At 65.5% G+C, this 18,709-nt stretch carries 14 protein-coding genes; 4 read left to right on the top strand and 10 right to left on the bottom strand.

Features of this window, described 5'->3' with window-relative positions; translation table 11 throughout:
* Positions 1–146: 146 nt before the first annotated feature.
* From ACFVBH_RS29250 to ACFVBH_RS29240, 3 genes are all read left to right on the top strand, one after another.
* The gene (locus ACFVBH_RS29250; RefSeq protein WP_354986124.1) at positions 147–464 is read left to right on the top strand and encodes a type VII secretion target; all 318 of its coding nucleotides are present in this window, start codon (positions 147–149) and stop codon (positions 462–464) included.
* Positions 461–1,723: a hypothetical protein gene (locus ACFVBH_RS29245; protein WP_379006462.1), complete on the top strand. Its 1,263-nt coding sequence runs from the start codon at positions 461–463 to the stop codon at positions 1,721–1,723. Before ACFVBH_RS29250 ends, ACFVBH_RS29245 begins: the two co-directional genes overlap by 4 nt.
* A 397-nt stretch (positions 1,724–2,120) precedes the next feature.
* A complete protein-coding gene (locus ACFVBH_RS29240) occupies positions 2,121–4,157 on the top strand; it encodes a serine/threonine-protein kinase (RefSeq protein WP_379006460.1) in 2,037 nt (678 codons plus the stop codon).
* 17 nt (positions 4,158–4,174) lie between these two features.
* On the opposite strand, the gene ACFVBH_RS29235 is transcribed toward ACFVBH_RS29240, so the two are convergent.
* From ACFVBH_RS29235 to ACFVBH_RS29200, 8 genes are all read right to left on the bottom strand, one after another.
* On the bottom strand, positions 4,175–4,462 hold the full coding sequence (locus tag ACFVBH_RS29235) for a hypothetical protein (RefSeq protein WP_379006457.1): 288 nt from the start codon (positions 4,460–4,462) through the stop codon (positions 4,175–4,177).
* A gap of 19 nt (positions 4,463–4,481) precedes the next feature.
* Complete coding sequence (locus ACFVBH_RS29230; RefSeq protein ID WP_379006453.1) at positions 4,482–5,780, bottom strand: nucleoside hydrolase; 1,299 nt, start codon at positions 5,778–5,780, stop codon at positions 4,482–4,484.
* A 77-nt stretch (positions 5,781–5,857) separates the two neighbouring features.
* Complete coding sequence (locus ACFVBH_RS29225; RefSeq protein WP_379006450.1) at positions 5,858–6,571, bottom strand: hypothetical protein; 714 nt, start codon at positions 6,569–6,571, stop codon at positions 5,858–5,860.
* A 43-nt stretch (positions 6,572–6,614) separates the two neighbouring features.
* Positions 6,615–6,977, bottom strand: a complete 363-nt coding sequence (locus tag ACFVBH_RS29220; protein WP_379006448.1) for a hypothetical protein — start codon at positions 6,975–6,977, stop codon at positions 6,615–6,617.
* Between the two features lie 16 nt (positions 6,978–6,993).
* Positions 6,994–7,557, bottom strand: a complete 564-nt coding sequence (locus ACFVBH_RS29215; protein WP_379006446.1) for a suppressor of fused domain protein — start codon at positions 7,555–7,557, stop codon at positions 6,994–6,996.
* 76 nt (positions 7,558–7,633) lie between these two features.
* The gene (locus tag ACFVBH_RS29210; RefSeq protein ID WP_379006442.1) at positions 7,634–14,857 is read right to left on the bottom strand and encodes a GH-E family nuclease; all 7,224 of its coding nucleotides are present in this window, start codon (positions 14,855–14,857) and stop codon (positions 7,634–7,636) included.
* Positions 14,858–15,052: 195 nt separating this feature from the next.
* Positions 15,053–15,568 (bottom strand): YbaB/EbfC family nucleoid-associated protein, encoded by a 516-nt coding sequence (locus ACFVBH_RS29205; RefSeq protein WP_379006440.1) that lies wholly within the window; start codon positions 15,566–15,568, stop codon positions 15,053–15,055.
* Between the two features lie 19 nt (positions 15,569–15,587).
* The gene (locus ACFVBH_RS29200) at positions 15,588–15,908 is read right to left on the bottom strand and encodes a hypothetical protein (RefSeq protein ID WP_379006437.1); all 321 of its coding nucleotides are present in this window, start codon (positions 15,906–15,908) and stop codon (positions 15,588–15,590) included.
* A gap of 619 nt (positions 15,909–16,527) precedes the next feature.
* Here ACFVBH_RS29200 and ACFVBH_RS29195 point away from each other — a divergent pair.
* A complete protein-coding gene (locus ACFVBH_RS29195) occupies positions 16,528–17,565 on the top strand; it encodes a YncE family protein (RefSeq protein WP_379006435.1) in 1,038 nt (345 codons plus the stop codon).
* Between the two features lie 28 nt (positions 17,566–17,593).
* Here ACFVBH_RS29195 and ACFVBH_RS29190 read toward each other — a convergent pair whose 3' ends face one another.
* Entirely contained in the window at positions 17,594–18,106 is a 513-nt protein-coding gene (locus ACFVBH_RS29190; RefSeq protein ID WP_379006433.1) for a YbaB/EbfC family nucleoid-associated protein, read from the bottom strand.
* A 211-nt stretch (positions 18,107–18,317) separates the two neighbouring features.
* A complete protein-coding gene (locus ACFVBH_RS29185) occupies positions 18,318–18,701 on the bottom strand; it encodes a hypothetical protein (RefSeq protein ID WP_379006430.1) in 384 nt (127 codons plus the stop codon).
* Positions 18,702–18,709: the final 8 nt, after the last annotated feature.

Raw genomic sequence — 18,709 nt, 5'->3', positions numbered from 1 at the left:
GCAGTTTGATTACATGAACAGCGGGGCACTCGTACGGCACCTGATGTTCACCGCACCACCCCAGGAATTGGGGCATCGCTCGCTATGCCGGGTGAATCCTCGCTCTGTATAGTTCAAATCGAATTGATCTTCCTGATGGGGGACCTATGACCAACCTCGTTGCCACGCCCGACGCGATTCGCGGTTACGGGGACGCCTCGGCCGCCATGGCCTCGGCCGTCGCCGGCGCGGCCACCGTGGACCAGGCCGCCCTGCTCGCCTCGGTGATCCCGGTGTTCGGTCTCATCGGCCAGGAGTTCCTGCTGAGTTTCGTGGGCGCACAGGGCAATCACTATTCGTCCACCGCCGAACTCGCCGCCGTCTTCGCCGGCACCGCGGTCACCGCGCACGAGGCCGCGGCCTCGTACGAGACGGTCGAGGATCACTCCAGCGTCGACTTCCTCTCGCTGTCACACGACCTATGACCACGCCGGCGGCCTCGGGATCGGTCGAGTCGGGCGCACCCGGCGCGATGGCGGGGGCGCAGTCGCAAGTGCTGTCCGGCACCGCGCTCGGCGCGAACCTGGACCTCCCGATCAACGACATCCTGAGTGGTCTGGGCCTGCCGAACCTGCCGCAATTGCCCGCGGCCCCCATAGCTTTCGAGCTGCCGCCGCTGCCCACCCTGGATCTGTCGGTGCTGACCAGGCCGCTCACCGATCTGGCGTCGTCCTTCGGCACCGGCCAGCTCGGCCAGGGCCTGAACGTGGATCCCACCGCGGTGCTTGACGGGATCTCCAGCGCGCTGCAGACCGCGATGTCGCTGGCGTCCACCGTCGCCCAGCTCGCCAGTTCCTGGCAGGGCTCCGGAGCAACCGGCGCGACCGACAAAGCCGCTGCCGCGCAGACGAATACGACCGAGCTGGCGGGCCAGAACGTGCAGCAGAAGACGATTCTGGTGAACGCCTCGACCACGGTGGCCACCGGCGCGGCCTCCATCTCGGCCATCATCGCCAAGTTCCTCGCCGCGGTGACCGCCTCGGCCCCCTTCCTGGTGACCCCGCCCGGACAGGTCTTCCTGCTGTCCATGGCGACCGAGTCCGCCGCCGAGGCATCCGCGGTGGTCGCCAAGACCAAGGCCGAACTGACCGTGCAGAGCGCGCAGATGACGACCGCGGGGGAGAAGGTCAAGGTCACCGAGGCCCCCGGCGGTGTGGACGCGCTGTCGCAGGTCACCCAGCTGCTCAGCCTGATCTCGCCGCTGGCGAGCGTGGCGACCACCGGCGCGGAAGCGGTACAGAAGCTGCAGGACATCGCGCAGCCGGTCGAGATCACCGAGGATGCCGCACCCGTCGCCGACCCGATCGACAGCGTCGCGACCCTCGGCGGGGGTGGCGGCGGAATGCCGATCGGCGCGCTCGTCGGCTCGACCTCCCCGGTGGCGCAGTCCCTGACCCCGCGCACCGCCGCGGCCCCGCCGGTAGCCCCCGGCGTCGCCGCCGACGCGCCCGCCGTGGCACGGGTCGCCGGCCCGGGCGGCACGGGCATGATGCCGCCGATGGGCATGATGGGTGCCGGTATGGGCGGACGTGCAGGCCTGGACGAGTCCGAGGGCGGCGACGACGTGCGCACGCAGATGGTCACCAGCGAGCACGGTGACGACGTCGTGGGCGAGCTGGGCAACACCGGCGTGGCTGTGGTCGGCGCGGCGGGGTCGACGAGCACGCGCGCCGTTCAGTCCTGAGGATTCGGGTCGGGTCATCCGGCTGTCCGTGCGTCGGGTAAACAGCTGACACCCAATTGCTTTCGTGTCGATGGTTCGGGTGCGATGGTCCGTTGCAGCGCGTGTGCGGTTGGCTCTTGATGTCCCGAACGGTGTTTCGAAGCGGGCGACCTTGCGAAGTACACAGGTGTGGGCACGCCGGGCCGGACAGAATTGTCGGGGACGACGCGGCCAGGAATAGGTGCTCCAGGACAGGCGGGAGTGCGCGCGCGGGAGCAGTCAGGAAGGTACCCGCCGGGACAGACAGGAATGCGTGCGCCGGGACAGCCAGAAGTGTGCGGGCGGACGCTGACAAGAATGCGCTTGCCGACCTGGGTATGCTCCTGACCTGGTAGGGATTGTTGGGAGGGGAGCCCAAATGGTTAAGCTCGGGGTGGGTCAGTCATTCGCGGAATTCACGCTCGACGGCGTGCTCGGCCGCGGCGGTACGGGGTTGGTCTATCTGGCCAGACATCCGCGCATGCCGGGCCAGGTGGCCTTGAAATTGCTGGCGAACGAGGTGTCCGCCGACCCCCGGCTACGGTCGAGATTCGAGCAGGAGGCCAATGCCATTGCCCGGCTGAATCATCCGGGAATAGTCGGCCTGCACGACCGCGGCATGCACAACGAACAGCTGTGGATCGCGATGCAGTACATCCGCGGCACCGACGCGGCGCAGCTGATGCCCCGGGAGGTCTCGCCCCACCGTGCGGTCCGGATCATCACCGAAACCGCTGCCGCCCTGGACTTCGCACACAGCCGCGGCGTGCTGCACCGCGATGTGAAACCCGCGAACATCCTCCTCGCGACACCGGAACCCGGTCACGAGGAACGCGCGGTACTCACCGATTTCGGCATAGCTCGCCTGGTCGACTCGAACCTGCAACTCACCTCGACCGGAACCTTCACCGCCACCATGGCTTTCGCTTCGCCCGAGCAGTTGACCGGTGCGCCGGTAGACCACCGCGCGGACCAATACGCCCTGGGCTGCACACTTTTCACCCTGCTGACCGGACGCCCGCCGTTCGTATCGGAGAACCCGGGCGAGGTGGCGGCGGGCCACCTGAACCGGTCGATGCCCCGACTGAGCGTCTTTCGCCGCGATACGCCCCCGCAGCTCGATCGCGTTCTCGCCCGCGCCACAGCCAAACGGCGCGAGGATCGCTATCCAACGTGCACGGAGTTCGCCGTCGCGGCCGCGCAGGCGCTCGCTGGGCAGGCTGTCGCTCGGGAGCCGCAGTCGCTTACGGAACCGGTCGGCATTCGGGCAGGAGGCGCTGCTCCGAGCTTGGGCGCTGCTCCCACGGGGGCGGCACTTCCCGGCCGGAACGCTGATCCGGCGGGGGAGTCCTTGCCCGGGCGCGGCCCGGCTCCTGCCGGCGATGTCCGCTCAGCGTCCCAGGATGGTGTGCGGCAAACCTTTTCATACGGCTCCCCGACACCGCCCGCCCGACACTCTGCCGATCATCGTGGAGCGGACGCCACCTCGCAGCTGGGGACCATTCTCGGCAAGGTGACCGGTGGCCTGCTCCTCGCCGGCGCGATGCTCGGCATCGGCGCGTCGATCCTGCCGATCGTCAGCGTCTGGCTGCCTCCCTTCGGCCTGCAACGCTGGTACGCCTGGCAGGTCGAAACCGAGAGTATGTCCGGCCGCACCGGCTCGGCGACCCACCTGCTGGCCGTGGCTTTCGTGATGTCGATCGTGTTGGCCGGCGTCTCGGGTGTTCTCCTGCTCCGCAACGCTTCCCGCGCCTGGGTACGGCCGCTCGCCGCGCTCGCCGCGGGCCTGAACTTCGGCGTCAACCTGGCCGCGATCATCGACATGGCCGAGTACCAATCCCAGGCATACACGGATTTCGTGCTCGGCGCGGGCGGCTGGTTCCTGGTCGGCGCGGCAACGCTGGCCCTGGCCGCCCTGGCCCTCTCACTGGCCGAATCGGCGCTCTCCACCCCCCACCCCTCGCCCGCGTCGCACGCCGGTCGATCGAACCGAACCACCGGCGCGCTACTCACCGCCGCGGCCCTGCTGACGGCCGTCACCCCCTTCCTCGGCCGCGAGAACCGAGGCGACGCAGGCTACTTCGCCTTCTTCGGCGTAGCCCCCCACACGTTGTTCCAAAGCCCAGACATCGCCCTGCTCCTCGTGGCCCTCCCCGCCGCCGCGATGGGCATCCTGCTCACGGTCACCCCGGGCCCCGCCCATCGCCACGGCATGCTCCTGTCGACCGGAGCACTGATCGGTGTGACGGCCACGGCGGTCCTGGAGGCGTCCTCCGAACTCGTCGGCAGTTGGCGCTTCACCGAGATGTTCGTGCTCGGCGAATGGCTGCTGACGGCCGCGGCGCTGCTGGCCGTGCTCGCAGTCGGCGTGGGGATGATCGGGCATTCGACCCGGGACCGGCGATCCGGTCGCTGATCAGCCGATAGCCGATCTCACCCCTCGCGCGGGGGTGGGAGCGGCAACCTGTAGTGCGCGCGCAGTTCGCCCGGCGCGATCGTATTCTCCGTATTCACCGGGCCGAACCCCTTGTTGAACTTCGGGTTGTCGTCGAGGATCCGATCCTCGGGCGGCAGCGCGTCGCGAGCCCGCACGTCCTCGGCGACCTGCCGGTCGATCGCGTGCAGCTCCTCGACAGTGATGCCCATCCGAGCGGCGGTCCGCTCGTCCCGGGCACGTTCGGCATCGGGAACCGCAGGTTCCAGCCAGGGTGGCAAGCTCATCGAATCCTCCTACGGCAGATCAGAAGTAGGCCTCGATCGCGGCATCCGCGATCTCGTGGGTGAGGGTGAAGGCCGCCGGGCGATAGTCGAGCGATCGCACCCGCCGCAGGAACTCCTCGGGGATCTCCATCGGGTACTCGCGCAGATAGTGCACCGAGTCGAGGCGCCAGACCCACTCACCGTCGGTGACGAGGGACGGGCCCGCGTGGACGGAGCGATTGCCGTCGATGAGGTCGGGAGACGGTCCCATGACATCGAAGACGACTGTCGCCGAATCCATATAGCGGACAACGAGATCGCGGTCGTCGATGACTTCCGTGGTTTGTGAATCGCGCAACGAGGGCAGCTCCTCGCGCACTTTGCTATACATCTCGCGGTAGATCCCGACGGGCTTCAGTGACCGGCGTGCATCCGATCCTGCGGCGATCCCCTGCGTGAGCCGCTTCTGCAACCACGTACGGAACGCCGTGTAATTGGCCCTGTGCACGAGGAACACGGTGTGTTCGCCCGGGGTCATGCGGCCGATGTCGTCCAACCCGACACCGGTCCGCCCGAAACGCAGGAACGGCAACAGCATCGCCTGCGCCAAGGCCAGTGCGTCGTGCTGCATCGTCCCGGGGTGGAAGTTTGCGAACCACTGATCCATATGCGCTTGAATCAGCGTCCACGGACCCCCGGCTCCCGCCAGCAACTCGTACTCCGGTGACCGGGAAGTGATTTCGTTCTCGGCGTGGAACGTGACATCGGACGGCACGATCCACATCTGCGGTCCGGCGGCCAAAACCGTGCGCGCGGCAGCGACATCGAGCCGGATATTGTGCTCGGCCCGGTCATCGTGTCGATATTGCATGGCCCCGCCCATCTGGGTAACCACCAGGCGCGGAAGTGATTCGGGAATCTCGGTCAGGACGTTCGCGAGGTTCGACGGCGGTCCGATGCCCAGCCAGCGCACCTTGCCCTCGGCCCGGTCGAGCACTCCGCGAACCGCGCCGATCACATCCCGCGACTGGTCAGGAGTATCGATCGGTGTGAGTCCGTCGGCAGCCCAATACTTTTCGTTGCCGAGGTCGATTCCCGCGACAACCGGAACCTCGGGCCGGCCCAATGCATCCAGCAGGTGCCGGGCGAATCGCGCACGCCGATCGCCATGTTCGTCGCTGGTGATCACCAGCGCCAACTCGGGCAGCCCCGCCGCGACCGCGAGGGCCACCGCATCGTCCGGGTCGCCACCGATGTCGGTATCGACGATCAAGGGCATCGTCGACGGTGGCGGCAACAGGTCCGGGTTGGCGGCCAGCCGGTCGGCGGTGCCGGTCAATCCGATGCTGCGGGCCTGCTCCACCAGTGCATCCCGAAGCTCGTTCGTCGACAGCTCCGGGTTCTCGGGGCCAGTCATCAAGCGTCTTCCAGTCGCTTCGGTACGTAGTCCCGAAGGTACCCGGCGAAGAAGGTGGTCACGTCGTCCGGAAGCGGAATGTAAGCCGAGAGGGAGTAGTCCGCGACGTAGCCCGCACGGCTGTGCCCGCCCTCGAAGAACCTGTAGTTGGGGGCGTAGTCGTCGAGCAGACCCTGGTAGAGATCGCGGATCTGCAGGAAGTCGAGAAGTGCCGGGAGATCCCACTTTTCGATCCTCTTGCCGGGATCCGCTGGCAAGAGCTGCGAATGGACCCCGTCGTTTCCACGCAGTCGCTCACCGCGGCCCAGTGTTTCCGCCCGCTCGAGATCGAGTATGTGAAACGGTCCGGCCGACTCCACGAATACCCAGCGATCGAACCGCGGACTCTCGTAGATCTCGCCGCTGGCGAGGACCGCGACGCGTTCGGTGAAACCCAGTCCGGTGCGGGTCGACTCGTGTTGCAACCCGTCCGTTCCCATCAGGCTGATGGTGTCTCGAGTAACGGTGATCCAAGCGAGAAATTCCCTGCGGACCTCCGCGTGCCGATCGAAGGATCGCAGACAGGCCAAATGGTATGAAGCACCGCCGAAGAAGGTCGCCTCGTCGTCCCACGGCGCGAGGATCTGGTGATATGGCTGAGTCGACTCCGCCCAGCCTTCGACCTCCAGCACGAAACGCCCGCAGAAGTGACAGCTGTAGCGCTCGTGGAACATTCGTGACCCTCTCGTTCTGAATCGTCGTCCGAGTCCCGACAGCTCACCCGCCGCCGGTGACCATTTGTACCGCCGATTTCTTCGCCGCCTCGTCGACCGTACCCACCTCGAAGTTGCGGCTCACGATGTGGGACACCAGCTCGGGCGCCGGTGGCAATCCGTGTTTACGCAGATAGTGCGCGACCACCCCGCCCCAGATCCACACCCCGTCGGTTCGGAACGTCAGCGGCACATCCACATCCGCGGGTACGAACTCGTCTGCCCCGAAGCTGCGCGCGGCCAAGACAAGCGGCGCCGACTCCAGGTATTCGAGCAGATCGTTCACAACCTCCGGTGCTACCGCGTCCCGCTTCGCGAACGGCCGCCCGCGCGCATCTCGCCCGTCGTACACCGGCGCCAAACGCATCGTCGCTCTCCTTGGCCTAAACAGCGGACTCGCGTTGCACGTCAAGGATGTTCGTGCGGTTGTCCCGGAACACCTCGAACAACATGTCCGGGCCCTCCTCTTTGATGAAATCGACCTCGTAGCCCGTGATTGGCACCATGGTGATGAGCTGCAGCTTCGGGGCGTCATGGCCAGGGAAAAGGTTGAAGCCCACATCGTGGATCAGGTTGGTATGCCCCACCAGGGCCGTGATCTTGGTCCCCTCGATCAGCGGCTTGCTGTTTTCGAATACCGATCCGTACTCCATGCCCTGCTTGTTCTTCAGTATCAGCGAGGCCATCGAATCCACCAGATACATCGCGATGTGCTGCTGGTCCGAGCGCAGGGAGCACATGATCTCCTCTGGCAGCATCGAGGTGATGGCCTGGAAACGAAGCCCGTTGGTGACAACGGTGGTGACCGGAGGCTGGTCGTTCTCGTAGAAGGTCAAATCGTATCCACGATTTCCCGCGGCCGTCTTCGCCGATTCTACGCGCTGGACGGGGCCGAGTCGCTGCTCAATATGCTCGAGCAGGCCGGGGAATCTCGCGTCTTCGGTCATGGCGTCGATTTCTTCCTTCTGTCGAACAGATGTCAGCGGCGGGAAAGAGGTCTTCGAATCATGCTATCCGAGGCTATCATTGGCGCGGGTCGCCAGGTTTCGGCGTTCCCTTGACGATGTCATCCTCGTTCGCGGGCGCCATCGGGATGCCGTCCAGTTCGTCATCCGGAAACAGCTTTTCGTACAGCGCAGGGTATTTGCCGTATCCGGGTTCGTTGGACTCATGCCCGTGTGCCTCGTTCTCTTCCTTCAACTCGAGCCGATAGTGACCGGGATCGTCGTACACTCGCTCGAATTGCTCGATCGTGGAGGTGTGATAGAGCGCGTACATGCGCTGCCGCCAGTATTCGTAGCCCTCCATATGGCCCATATGGGCCACTTTCGGTTCGGGGATCGTGAATTTCTGATGAGGCGGGTCGGATGGATCGGTGCTGTTCGTGAACCAGTCGGGCGGTGTGGTCGCCGCACGCTGACCATTTACCATTTCGAAGAATTGCGGCTTGCCGTTGGCGTCGGTTACGACGGGAATGTCTCCTCCCGATACAGCACACTTGTACGTTCCGTCTTCGTTCATTTCCGTATTGCGATAGACGGCGTACTTCGTGGACGCGGAGAAGGAAGGCCGAGCCCCTTCGTAGATGTACCGCAGGAACTTCTCCACGGGCGTCAGATGGTCCGGTGTGTCCGGTGTGGGCACGAGCGTGCCTTCCCGCTCGACCCAATCGCCCTTCCCGTTGTCCGCCGCCGGGTCCCAGCGCAGCGGCGGGCCGTCCTCACCGGCGCGCAGTCGCGCTTCGATGCCGCGGTACAGGTAGTACTGGCTGGGCAGCGCGTCGCGGCGCTGCTTCTTCTCGGCCTCAGTGGGCGGTTGCGGATTGCCCGCGTCGGGATCGTCCCCGCGATCCCGCGCTCCCTCCGGGTCGAGGTGCTGTTCGGCCTCGTCTCGGGTGCCCGGAACGAAGCCGTCCTCGCCGGCTCTGGTGCTGGTCCCGTCCGGGTGATGCGTCTGCCATTCGCCGTCCGGTGGGATGCGGGGCCTGCGTTGTCCGTCGGGGCCGATCTCGGCGGAACTGGTGTAGACATTTCCGTCGGGATCCGTCCAGGCCGGCGCGGTGGGCGCCAGCACATCGACGCCCAAGGCCTGGGCGAGGCGCGTGGCGAAGCCGTTCGTGGCGGCGTCGCAGCCGATCAGGCGGATGGGAGTACGCCCATCCCACCCGGATTCACGAAGCAGGTCGGCGAACTGTTCGGGAGTCATGACCCGGTCGCCGATTCGGATGTTGCCGGCCTGATCGATGTGAGCATCGACGGTCGTGTAGTCGGGATCGTTCGGAACTCGATGCGCAAGGTCCGCGTAATCGGGGTCGGTGTGGAAAGAGTGACCCGCGTCGGTCGGCTCACCGTGGAAGGCGTCGGGTTCTTGCGTGGTTCGGATGGCGGGGTCGAGGTCCTGCACCATGCGGACGATGTCCGCGGGATCGGTGCCGTTGCGGGCTTCGAGAGCGATCGTGGCCATCTTGTGGGCCGGGCTGCCCTCCACATCCGGTGTTGCCGGGTTGCCCTCCAGCAGAGAACGGTATGCGGGGTGGTCGAAATCCGGTGCGGCGGCCAGATCGTTGGCTAGTCGGCGTAGTTCGTCGATGTCCGCCGGGGCAGTCTCGGATCGGGTGGGATCGATTCCGGCCAGATCGGATTCCAGGTGCCACGGCGTCATGTCCCGGTCGATGGCGTGAACGTCGCGGTCGGACCAGGTGACCCGCGGATCCTGATGCGGTTCGAACCTGATGAGCGGTTCGGCGTCGGGGTTGCCCGGATCGAACCGGTGGTCCTTGATGATGGGCTCGAAGTTGCGGATGCGCTGGTCGGGTTCGGGGTTCCAGTAGACGTGCGGGCCGTGCATGATGCCGGCGTCGAGCTTGCTCAGCTCCTTCTCGTGGAAAGCGAGTTCCGCTGGGCTGAGGCGTGTTCCATCGGCGTGCCGAAGATCGAAGAGGTCATGATCACCGGTGACGGGCACGGGCACGCCGTCGACCAAGGCTTCCAGCACACCGTGTTCGTTGACCTGGAACTTGCCTTCCTCGATGTACTTCCGCATGTTCTTCTGGTACTTGCCGTAGTCGCCTTCGCGGTCGGCGAGCCGCTTCGCCAGGGCCGCGATCTCCTGCTCGGTCATGCCGGTGGTGTCCGGCATGGCGAGCGTGCCGGGCGCGAAACGGCCTACCAGGCCCTTGTCCTCTGCACGCGCACCCAGTTTGATGTCGAGATCGTTGATCGTCTTGTCCTTGATCGACATCGGTTTGGGCATGGCGCCGTTTTTCAGGTGCCGGACCGCGTCGGGGTTGGTCGGACGGACGTCGAAACGCAGGTTGTGCCCGTTGGCGTACCGCTGGATCTTGCCCTGGTTCTCGACAGGTATTCCGTATTTGGACTCGATCTCGGTGTCACCGATCGGATCGGAGGCCGGTGGCGCGGTGTTGTCGGGAATCGGGGTGGTCGGGGTCGGCCCACTGTGTGCCGTGCCAGTAGTGGCGGGCTCGGTTGTCGTTTGCTGGTCGGGGCTCTGCTGCGGCAGCGGAGAAGTCGCGTCGGGTGTGCCGGAAGTTGTTGTGGGCAAGGCGGATCGAGGTGCCAGTGTGTCGAGATTCTGGTCCAGGTACAGCGCCAGCGCAGGCTGATGCTGGTTGAGCAGGTTCCACGGTGTGCCCGACGGATCCTGCGTGTCGAGACCGAGCTGGGTGAGCAGATCGGTCAATTGCCGCTGCTTGACGGGAACTTCGGTCGCGCGGCCCGGGTCGCGCATGGCCGTGGCGATGTCGGTGGCCAGCGCGCGCACCTGTTCGAACCGGGCACTCAGATGGGGTGTGAGCTGTTGCGGCTGATCGGGGTTCGTGTCCTGATCAGGTGTCGAGTCGTCCGGGCCGAAGTCGGGCTCCGGCGCGGCCGGTTGCTCGGTTGTGGTGTCGATCCCCGACGTCGTCGCGGTGGTGGTGTCCGCTGGTTCCTGGTCCGCGGTCTCGTTCGCCGCCGGTTGGTTCGGACCGTTCTCCGGTCCCTCGGGGCCGACCGGTTCCGCGCCGGAGTCGGGTGGGGTGTCATCGCCCTGTTCACCGTCGTCTTTGGCGTCCGGGTCCGCTCCTGTGGTATCCGGGGGTGCCGGTTGCGCGGGTCCGGTGACGGTGTCCTGCTGCGGTGCCGGATGGTCCAATGCCTCGACCTTACCGAGGATCTCGGCGGGATCGGTCCCGGCGAGAGCTTCGAGCTTGATCGTGGCGATCTTGTGTGCGGGTGTACCGGTTTCGGTCGGGGTGGTGAGTTCGTCGTTGAGCCACGCGCGGTAGGCGTCGTGGTCGAAGTCGGGATGATTGGCCAGGTCGCGAGCCAGGTCGCGCAGCCGGTCGATATCCTGCTCGACCCGTTGCCGGGGGTCGGTGGTGCTGGTCTCGTTCGGCTGATCGGCGTCGGTATCGGGAACCGCTGTCTGCGGCTGCGCGGGAGACTGTTGCCGGTCCAGTGCGTCGAGGCTGTGCTGCTGCAGTTTCCGCAGATCGGTTTCCAGGTGCCACGGTGTCATCTCGCGGTCGATGGCCGCGAGATCCTTGTCTGCCCAGACGACCGCGGGTTCCTGATTCGGCTCGAATCGGATCAGTGGCTCGGCCTTGGGATTGCCAGGATTCTCCTGGTGATTGTCGACAATGGGCTCGAAGTTTCGTTGCCGCTGGAACTCGGTGTCGGGGTTCCAGTAGACGTGCGGCCCGTGCATGATGCCCGCGCCGAGATCCTTGAGTCTGTCTTCGTGCGCCGCGAGTTCCTCGGGCGTGAGCCGAGTTCCGTCCCCGTGCCGGATGTCGAAGAGGTCATGATCACCGGTGACGGGGACGGCCTCGCCATCGACGAGGGCTTCGAGAACACCGTCATCACGCACCTGGAACTTGCCCGCGTCCAGGTAGCCCTGCATGTACTCGCGATAGGCGTGAAAGTCCTTCTCCCGGTCCGCCAGTCGCTTCTGCAGGTCCGCGATCTCCTGCTCGGTTCGGCCCGTGGTGTCGGGCATCGAGAGTTGACCGGGTGCGAACCTGCCGACCAATCCTTTGGCATCGGACGGTGCCCCCAGCTCGATGTCCAGGTCGTTGATCGTCTTGTCCTTGACGGACATCGGCTTGGGCATCGCGCCGTTCTTCAGGTGCGGAACGGCGTCGGGATTCGTAGGCCGGACGAACATCTGCAGGTTGTGCTCGTCCGCGTAGCCCTGGATCTTGCGCTGGTTCTCAACCGGGATGCCGTACTCGGACTCGATGTTCCGTTCCAGATCAGAAGCGGGCGGGTCGAGCTCGGTCGCCACCGGAACGTCGCCCGCCTGATCTTCGGCAGTCCGCTGTTCGGGTTGAGCCGGTTCCTGTTCGGGCTGAGCCTGCTTCGGTTGCGACTGCGCCGGACTCTGCTCGGGCCGATCCGAGGAATCCGGCTCTTGGATGGGTGGATCCTGCTCCGGATCTCGTTCCGGCGGTTCAGGTTCGGGATCCTGGCTGATGTCGCGATGATTCTCTGGATCCGAGTCGGGGTTCTGATTCGGGTTCGGCCCCTCGGACATATTGCGTGTCGAGGGGGAGTCCGTGTTCGGACCGCCCAGATTCTGGACAGGGACCACGTAGCCGCGATCGTTGATCGGACCGCCGGCGGGAACCTGGCCGGGTGGGACGTCGAGCAGGCCCTCGTTGTTGAAGAATCGCACCTGGCCGTCGCGGCTCACCACAACTTCGGTGTGGGGAGAACGCTTGTTGTCCAAATCCTTCCACATGCTGTCCGTGTTGTGGCCGAGCCGGCGCTCGGCTTCGGACGGAGGCCCGGGCGTGCGATCTTCGGGATGCGTGTGGACGACGAACATGTATTCGCCACGCAGGTCGAGCGGGATGGAGCTGGTGGTTTCCTTGCCGCGGAACAGACGCAGGTCGCCGTTCCTGTTCTGCACGATGGCGTGTTCGACACCGGAGAACTGCTGCAGTTCGGCGAGGTGCGAGACCGAGACCTCACCCGCGCGGATCGGGATATGTTCGTTCTGCGCCAGTGCGTTGACCAGTTGCTTGGCCTTGGGCGATAGTTCGCCGAAGCTGATCTGCCCGCCGGGCATGCGGGAGTTCGACTTGTAGTTCTGGGCCATTTCCCGCTGGTCCTCGTTGCGGGTGCCGGGGTCGTTGGATCTGGTCGGGTCGACGCCGACGGGCAGTACCGGCACCGGAACCGGGACGGGAACGGCCTGCTCTGTGTCCGGGTTGAGTTGCGGCCCTTGGTGTTCGGTGTGCTGATCAGGTTTGGAAGTGGCTTCCACGCCGGTCTGTGCCGCCTGGATCGAGATGCCCGCGCCGGGGTGCGCGAATGTAGCGTCGCCGATAGACGCACGGGTGGTCGTGGCCGGTGCGTCGACAGCACGGGGGCCCGCTACGTCGGCCCGGGGGGCGGGCGCGGACCTGGCGGGGTCGCCAGGATTTGCGGCGCGGGTATCGGCGGAGTTGGGAGCGGTTGCCGAGTTGCTCGAGGTGGGTGTCGTCGTGGTGGACGTCGTGCTCGTCGCGGTGCTGGGTGCACTGGTGTTGGGCGCGGTGGTATTCGGTGCCGTGGTGTTCGGCGACACGTTGGCCGTGGTGTTCGTCGTGGCCGTCGCGTGCTGGTTCGTCGTGGCAGCCGTGTCGGGCGATGTCGTCGTATCAGGTTGCGAGGAAATGTCGTTCAGCGCCCGACCGGTCTGATCGGCCTTCGTGTCCGCTTCGCTTCGCGTCTCGCCCTTCGTCTCGGACCTGGTATCCGCGTCGGTCTGACCGTCCGTGGCGGTTGCGGTGTCCGGCTTGCCGTCCGTGGCGGTTGTGCTGTCAGCTTTGCTATCGCTCGCGGTCGTGCTGTCGGACTCGGTATTCGAATCGTTGCTGGGTACGGCGCCATCATCGTTGGTGTCCGCGTCCGGTCCGTCGCCGCGCCCGTCGGTGTCACCGGACTCCTTGCCGTTCGACGGCGCGGACTCGCCGTTGTTCGAGGGAGATTCGCCGCCCTGCTGATTGGCGCCGGAGGTATCGGAGCCCTTCCCGTTGGTGTCGCCGGAGTTGGCGGGCTGGTTCGATCCGCCGTCCTCTCCGTTGGTCGCGCCGTTTTGGTTGGCGCCGTTGGAGTTCGCCCCGTTCTGGTTGGCGCCGTTCTGGTTGGCGCCGTTGTTGTTCGCGCCGTTCTGGCCGGACCCCGGGCTGTTCGCGCCGTTCGTACCGGCGGGACTAGTCGAACTCGGATTGGTCCCGGGCGTTGTACCCGGGGTGTTCGTGCTCGGCGTCGTGGTGGGGTCGGTGCCGGGAGCACGCACCGGACCCGCGTCCGGCGACAGCCCCCGCGCCCCGTGAATGGCGCTGGGCCCCGCACCGGACAGTGCACCGCCGGTCAGTGAGCGCGGATCGAACTCACCCAGCTCACCGGTGACGAGGCCGCCGCCGAGCCAGGCCGCTCCCGCGCCGACGGCGCCGGCGCCCGCGCCGGTGAGCGCCCCGTTGAATGCGCCTTTGAAGCCGCCCATATTGGTCGGGAACAACTTGCTGCCGCCGAACCCGGCGGCGCCCCCCGCGGCGCCCGCTATGGCGGAGATCTTGGCGTTGTCCTTGACCGCGTCCCAGTTGTACTCGTCGATATGGCCGGACTTCTTCTGAATGTACTGGACCAGTAGTTCCTGCGACGTTCCCTGCAGCGTCTCCTCGAGCGATTCCTGCACGATCTCGTAGATCAGCTTCGGCGAGATCCTGCGCAGCAGGGGGGAGGTGATGCGCCGAGCGATGTTCGCGAGAATGCGCTTGAGGAACGCGCCGCCCAGGGCTCGGAAGACGACTCGGCCGGTGGCGAGCGCCGCCGCGTGCAGGGCGGGGGCGAAGGGGCCGCCGAACGCGGCCCACGCAAGCTCGGCGACCAGCCAGCCGCCCGCGATGTAGAAATTGAGTTTCGCGGACTGCAACTGATCGCCCATGGCGTCGGCCGACGTGGCGAGCTGCTGGTAGTGCTCGGCGAGTTCCTGCACGGAGCCGTTTTTTTCGGGCCCGGTGCCGTCCCGAAGCGGTTGCAGCCAGGTCAGGATCTGCTCGCCGCCGGTGCCTTCCGGGTATGCCTTGCGCACATCGCCGAGCAGCTTATCGATGTCACCGAGCAGGAAGTCCGCTTCGTCAGCGACGGTTTGCAGATCGCGACCCATCTGCCACATCAGATCTTCGTTGCCGTGCGGCCAGTCGGAGCCGACGACCCATTCGAGCCATTCCAGCCAGGACGGAAACTCCAGCGCCATCGGACACCTCAGCCGTCAACAGAACGGAAAGTGCTGCGCGACATCACCGGTGGCGCATCCAACTCGGATTGTCCATGAGTTCCCCTGTGTCCCTGCCGCCCGACCATTGGTCACGACTGATGTCGGCGAGACCGACTGTGCCACAGCATTGCAACTGAACTCAACATGAACGGGATGTGACTTTGCGGTGCAGGCTCACCACTCGCGGTCGGTGGCGCCCCCGGACTTGGTGGATTGCCACGCTTCGTAGTCCAACGCGCCGTCGAACTCGGGGGCAGGTTCGGCGGTTGCCGCCAGCCGCTCGCGCGAGTTCGGCGCCGCCAGCGAGGCGGGCGTTGTCAGTGGCGCCTCGGTAATCAGATCCGGCATGCCCTCGAACAGGTCCGAAAGCTTCGGCATCCTAGCCCGTTGATCGGTAAGCGGCTTCATCAAATCGGCTGCCTTGCGGCCCATTTCGGCCGCCGCGTTCTGGGCGGCCGTGGTGACGGCCTTGGCGATCTCATCGGAGGTGAGATCGTCGATCGCGGAGGAGAAGCGGGTGGCGATGACGATCATGTCGGCGTTCACAGTGACCACCACCCGGCCGCTGGAGGCCGTTCCCGTCGCCGTGAGTTGCGCGCGCTTGTGCGACGCCTCGGCGATGGCGCGCATCTGCCCGGCGAATTCCTCCACGATGGAGGCGGCTTCAGCTTCCCCGTGCTCTCTGACCACTTGGATCCCTCCCCGACTACTACACCCTGAACCGGTCGGCGTTGGCCTGTTCCATCGCGGTCAGTCGGTCGGCAGTGGTATCGAATCCGGTGCTGAGCGTCTCGAACGACTCGGACAGGCTGGACGTGCTGTCGACGGTGTTGGTCGAGCCCTTGGCGAATCCGTTGTCGCCGTCGGCGAACTTCGACCCGAACTTGTCGTCGCCCCATGCGCCGGAACCAGCCGACACCGCGGCCTCCGCGGACTTGGCGATGCGCGCCAGTCGATCCGCCAGGTCGCCCGCCGAGTTGCCGGCCTGCCGCACGTTGTCCGGGGTGACACCAACCTTGTTACCCGACATGGAATTCCCCTTCGAGTCTGCGAGCTCAGCGTTCGACCGGTGACGGTGTTCGGTGACGAGCGGAGCCCTGACACCGCGCCTGCACCGGACACGCTGGGATCGACTGTGTCATACCTCTTTTGGCTCGGCAACAAGAAGGGCTCCTCCACCAGCCTCGATGCTGACAGTTGCCGACCTCACTATGAATCAAGATCACAGGTTGTCAACCATCCGTATCACATTGCCGCCGAGTGCAACTCGTTCGGATATTGTGCGAGAGCGGGGCTGATGTTGGATCGGGGGACCGATGAACCACGAGAATCGCTGGTTCCCGCTCAAGCCGACGAGTATTCGTCCATCGGCCGGGGCAGCGGCGGAAGCCGTCGTTCAGCAGTCTCGAAAGGCAGTGCCGCGCCAACCCGAACCCGTCGTGCCCGGCCGAACCAGCGATGTGATGGCCCTCGAAGGGACGCTGGAGGGCTCGGGGTCAGCCGTGGGGTCCGGTGTGGCATCCCCGCCGAAGCCCGATGCCGGACCGGCATCGAAGCTGAGGCACCGGCGTCTGCTGCGGAGCGGGGCGGCCCGGTCGCGTGGGCTCCTTGTTCTGTGGAGGCGGCGAACTTCGATCGGGATCGGGGCGGTGGCCGTCTTCCTTGTCACGGCCGCGCTCGTCATAGGAGCGGAGCGGACTGGCACCCCCCAATACACCGATCCCGCTGGACGTTTGTTCGCCGATTTCGGAATTCCGGTTCGGAATAGACCGGTGAGTCTGGCGGTGTATTCGAATACGGCTTACGTCATCGGCAAAGACGGCACACTTGTGATGGTTGATACCGCCGCCGGCGCCACGCTAGCGACGATAACGCTCGGTTCGGCACCCGGGGAGGCCGTCCTCAATCCCGATTCGAAGCTGCTGTACGTCACCAATGGCGACCGCGCGAACAAGAACTGGGTTGATGTGGTCGATACAGCTACTCGCACTGTCAAACAGTCCATCACGGTCGGAGCGAAGGCAACGGATATTGCCATCGATCAGTCGGTTGACTCCGTCTATGTCGTGGGTGAGGGATCAGGCAGTGGTATCAGTCTGCTGGAAGTCATCGATATTCGCACCAACTCCGTTGTCGCGGAGCTTCCGATTCGTGGTTCCGTCTTCGATCTCGCCGTGGATCCCAGCACTCATCTGGTGTACGCCAGCGTCAGGAGGGAAGGGGGTGGACATGGCGAGGGCACGGTAGTTGTCATCGATGGTCCGAAGCGGTCCATCACCGCCACCCTGCCCCTTCCCGGAAACGCCTACCGACTCGCAGTGGATCCGGAGGCCCATACGCTCTTCGTCGAGGGTGAAGTCGACAGCGAGGACGGCCCGACCGTCTTCCATGTGATCGACACCCGCACACGCGCGGTGACCGGCGAGATAGCCGTTGACGGGTCTGTAGCCGGCATCGCCGTGGACCCGTTGGCCCGCGTCTTCTACACGTTCGGCCATTCGACTCCGGCGGGTTCGCAGACTCGCGTGTCGATGATCCGTGCCTACGACACGGATGCCAGGGCTGCTTCGGCCGAAGCTGTGGTTCGGTCAGGAATGCCGCTGGGCGGTAACGGTATTGCCGTGGATCCGGCTACAGGCCGCGTCTTCGTGATCGACGAGATCAAGCTGTATCCGTTGGCTCGCTGATGGCTGTCTGTTGGCGGAGTGTGTCCACTCACCAATCAGGGGCTGCGATATTCGAGCGTTGCCGGACGTGCGGGTCGTGTTCGTAATCCTCGGTTTCGGTGAACACGGCGGGTTCTTCGGGCTGCGGTTCCTCGCGAGCACCCGGAGGCGCGGTAGGCGCGCTCGGAGCCTTGGGAATCAGTGCCGCCATGTCAGGCATACCCGGGAACACCTCGGACAGCGTGGGGATGAGCTTCTGCTGCTCTTCCAGTTTTTCCAGAAGCTCCGCCGCCCTGCGCTGTACCTTGCCGGCGGCTTCCTGCGTGGCGGCGGTGACCGCGCTCGCAATCTCCGCGTAGGTCAGTTCGTCTATGTCATCGGAGAATTCGGTCTTGATGACGATGCAATCGGCGTTGACGGTCACCGTGACGCGCCGACCTCTGGCGTGCGCGGTAGCGGTCAGCCGTGCACGTTCTTCCTGCGCGTGGGCGACCATGGCAAGACTGCCTTTGACCATGTCGACCAAATCGGCCAGTTGCGCTTTCTCGTGTTCATTAGCCATAGGGCATCAGTCCTCCCCGCTCCTGGCCATATCGACCGTTACCGTCCCCGTACGGTTTCATCGAACGTCGGGCGAGCATATACGTGGCTCGCCGAAGTCGCGACTGCGTCCGGCGCTAGCCGATAAGACGCCCCCTTTCAAGGGGCAAGCACCGAACCAACGACGCGCTTGTATCCCGCTACCGCGGGAGAACCAGTAGCCTCGGCGCCGCTCAGAAGTAGACGAGCAGGTCGGCGTGCAGTTCGGGGGTGAAGTCGAGTTGTTCCGGAGCGCGGTAGTCGAGGCGTCGCACGTGCCGCAGGAAGTCCTCCGGAAAGCCCAGGTCGTAGCGGCTCAGGTAGTAGATCGAGTCCAGGCGCCAAATCCATGTCCCGTCGGAGATCAGCGATGAGGCGCTCATGATCCGGTCGGCCCCGTCGATCAGGTCGTCCGCGACGTCGAGTACGTCGAACACAACCGGCGCGGAACGCATGTAGGCGAGCACCGAGTCGCGGTCCTCGATCCTCAGTTCACTGAAAGAGTCGTGGATCGACGGAAGTTCGGCGTGCTTGCCGTTGTACATCTCTCGATACAGCCCTACCGGGTTCAATGGCATGTCGCGAT

This window comes from Nocardia sp. NPDC057668 (assembly GCF_042799795.1).
In the GTDB taxonomy this organism is placed as follows: Bacteria; Actinomycetota; Actinomycetes; order Mycobacteriales; family Mycobacteriaceae; genus Nocardia.
This window is presented reverse-complemented; position numbering and strand designations above follow the sequence as displayed.

Bases quoted from the DNA above. Each gene is read 5' to 3' on its own strand.
- ACFVBH_RS29190 (WP_379006433.1), bottom strand. From the start codon at position 18,106: ATGGCTAATGAACACGAGAAAGCGCAACTGGCCGATTTGGTCGACATG.
- ACFVBH_RS29245 (WP_379006462.1), top strand. From the start codon at position 461: ATGACCACGCCGGCGGCCTCGGGATCGGTCGAGTCGGGCGCACCCGGC.
- ACFVBH_RS29225 (WP_379006450.1), bottom strand. From the start codon at position 6,571: ATGTTCCACGAGCGCTACAGCTGTCACTTCTGCGGGCGTTTCGTGCTG.
- ACFVBH_RS29220 (WP_379006448.1), bottom strand. From the start codon at position 6,977: ATGCGTTTGGCGCCGGTGTACGACGGGCGAGATGCGCGCGGGCGGCCG.
- ACFVBH_RS29200 (WP_379006437.1), bottom strand. From the start codon at position 15,908: ATGTCGGGTAACAAGGTTGGTGTCACCCCGGACAACGTGCGGCAGGCC.
- ACFVBH_RS29250 (WP_354986124.1), top strand. From the start codon at position 147: ATGACCAACCTCGTTGCCACGCCCGACGCGATTCGCGGTTACGGGGAC.
- ACFVBH_RS29240 (WP_379006460.1), top strand. From the start codon at position 2,121: ATGGTTAAGCTCGGGGTGGGTCAGTCATTCGCGGAATTCACGCTCGAC.
- ACFVBH_RS29185 (WP_379006430.1), bottom strand. From the start codon at position 18,701: ATGCCATTGAACCCGGTAGGGCTGTATCGAGAGATGTACAACGGCAAG.
- ACFVBH_RS29215 (WP_379006446.1), bottom strand. From the start codon at position 7,557: ATGACCGAAGACGCGAGATTCCCCGGCCTGCTCGAGCATATTGAGCAG.
- ACFVBH_RS29235 (WP_379006457.1), bottom strand. From the start codon at position 4,462: ATGAGCTTGCCACCCTGGCTGGAACCTGCGGTTCCCGATGCCGAACGT.
- ACFVBH_RS29210 (WP_379006442.1), bottom strand. From the start codon at position 14,857: ATGGCGCTGGAGTTTCCGTCCTGGCTGGAATGGCTCGAATGGGTCGTC.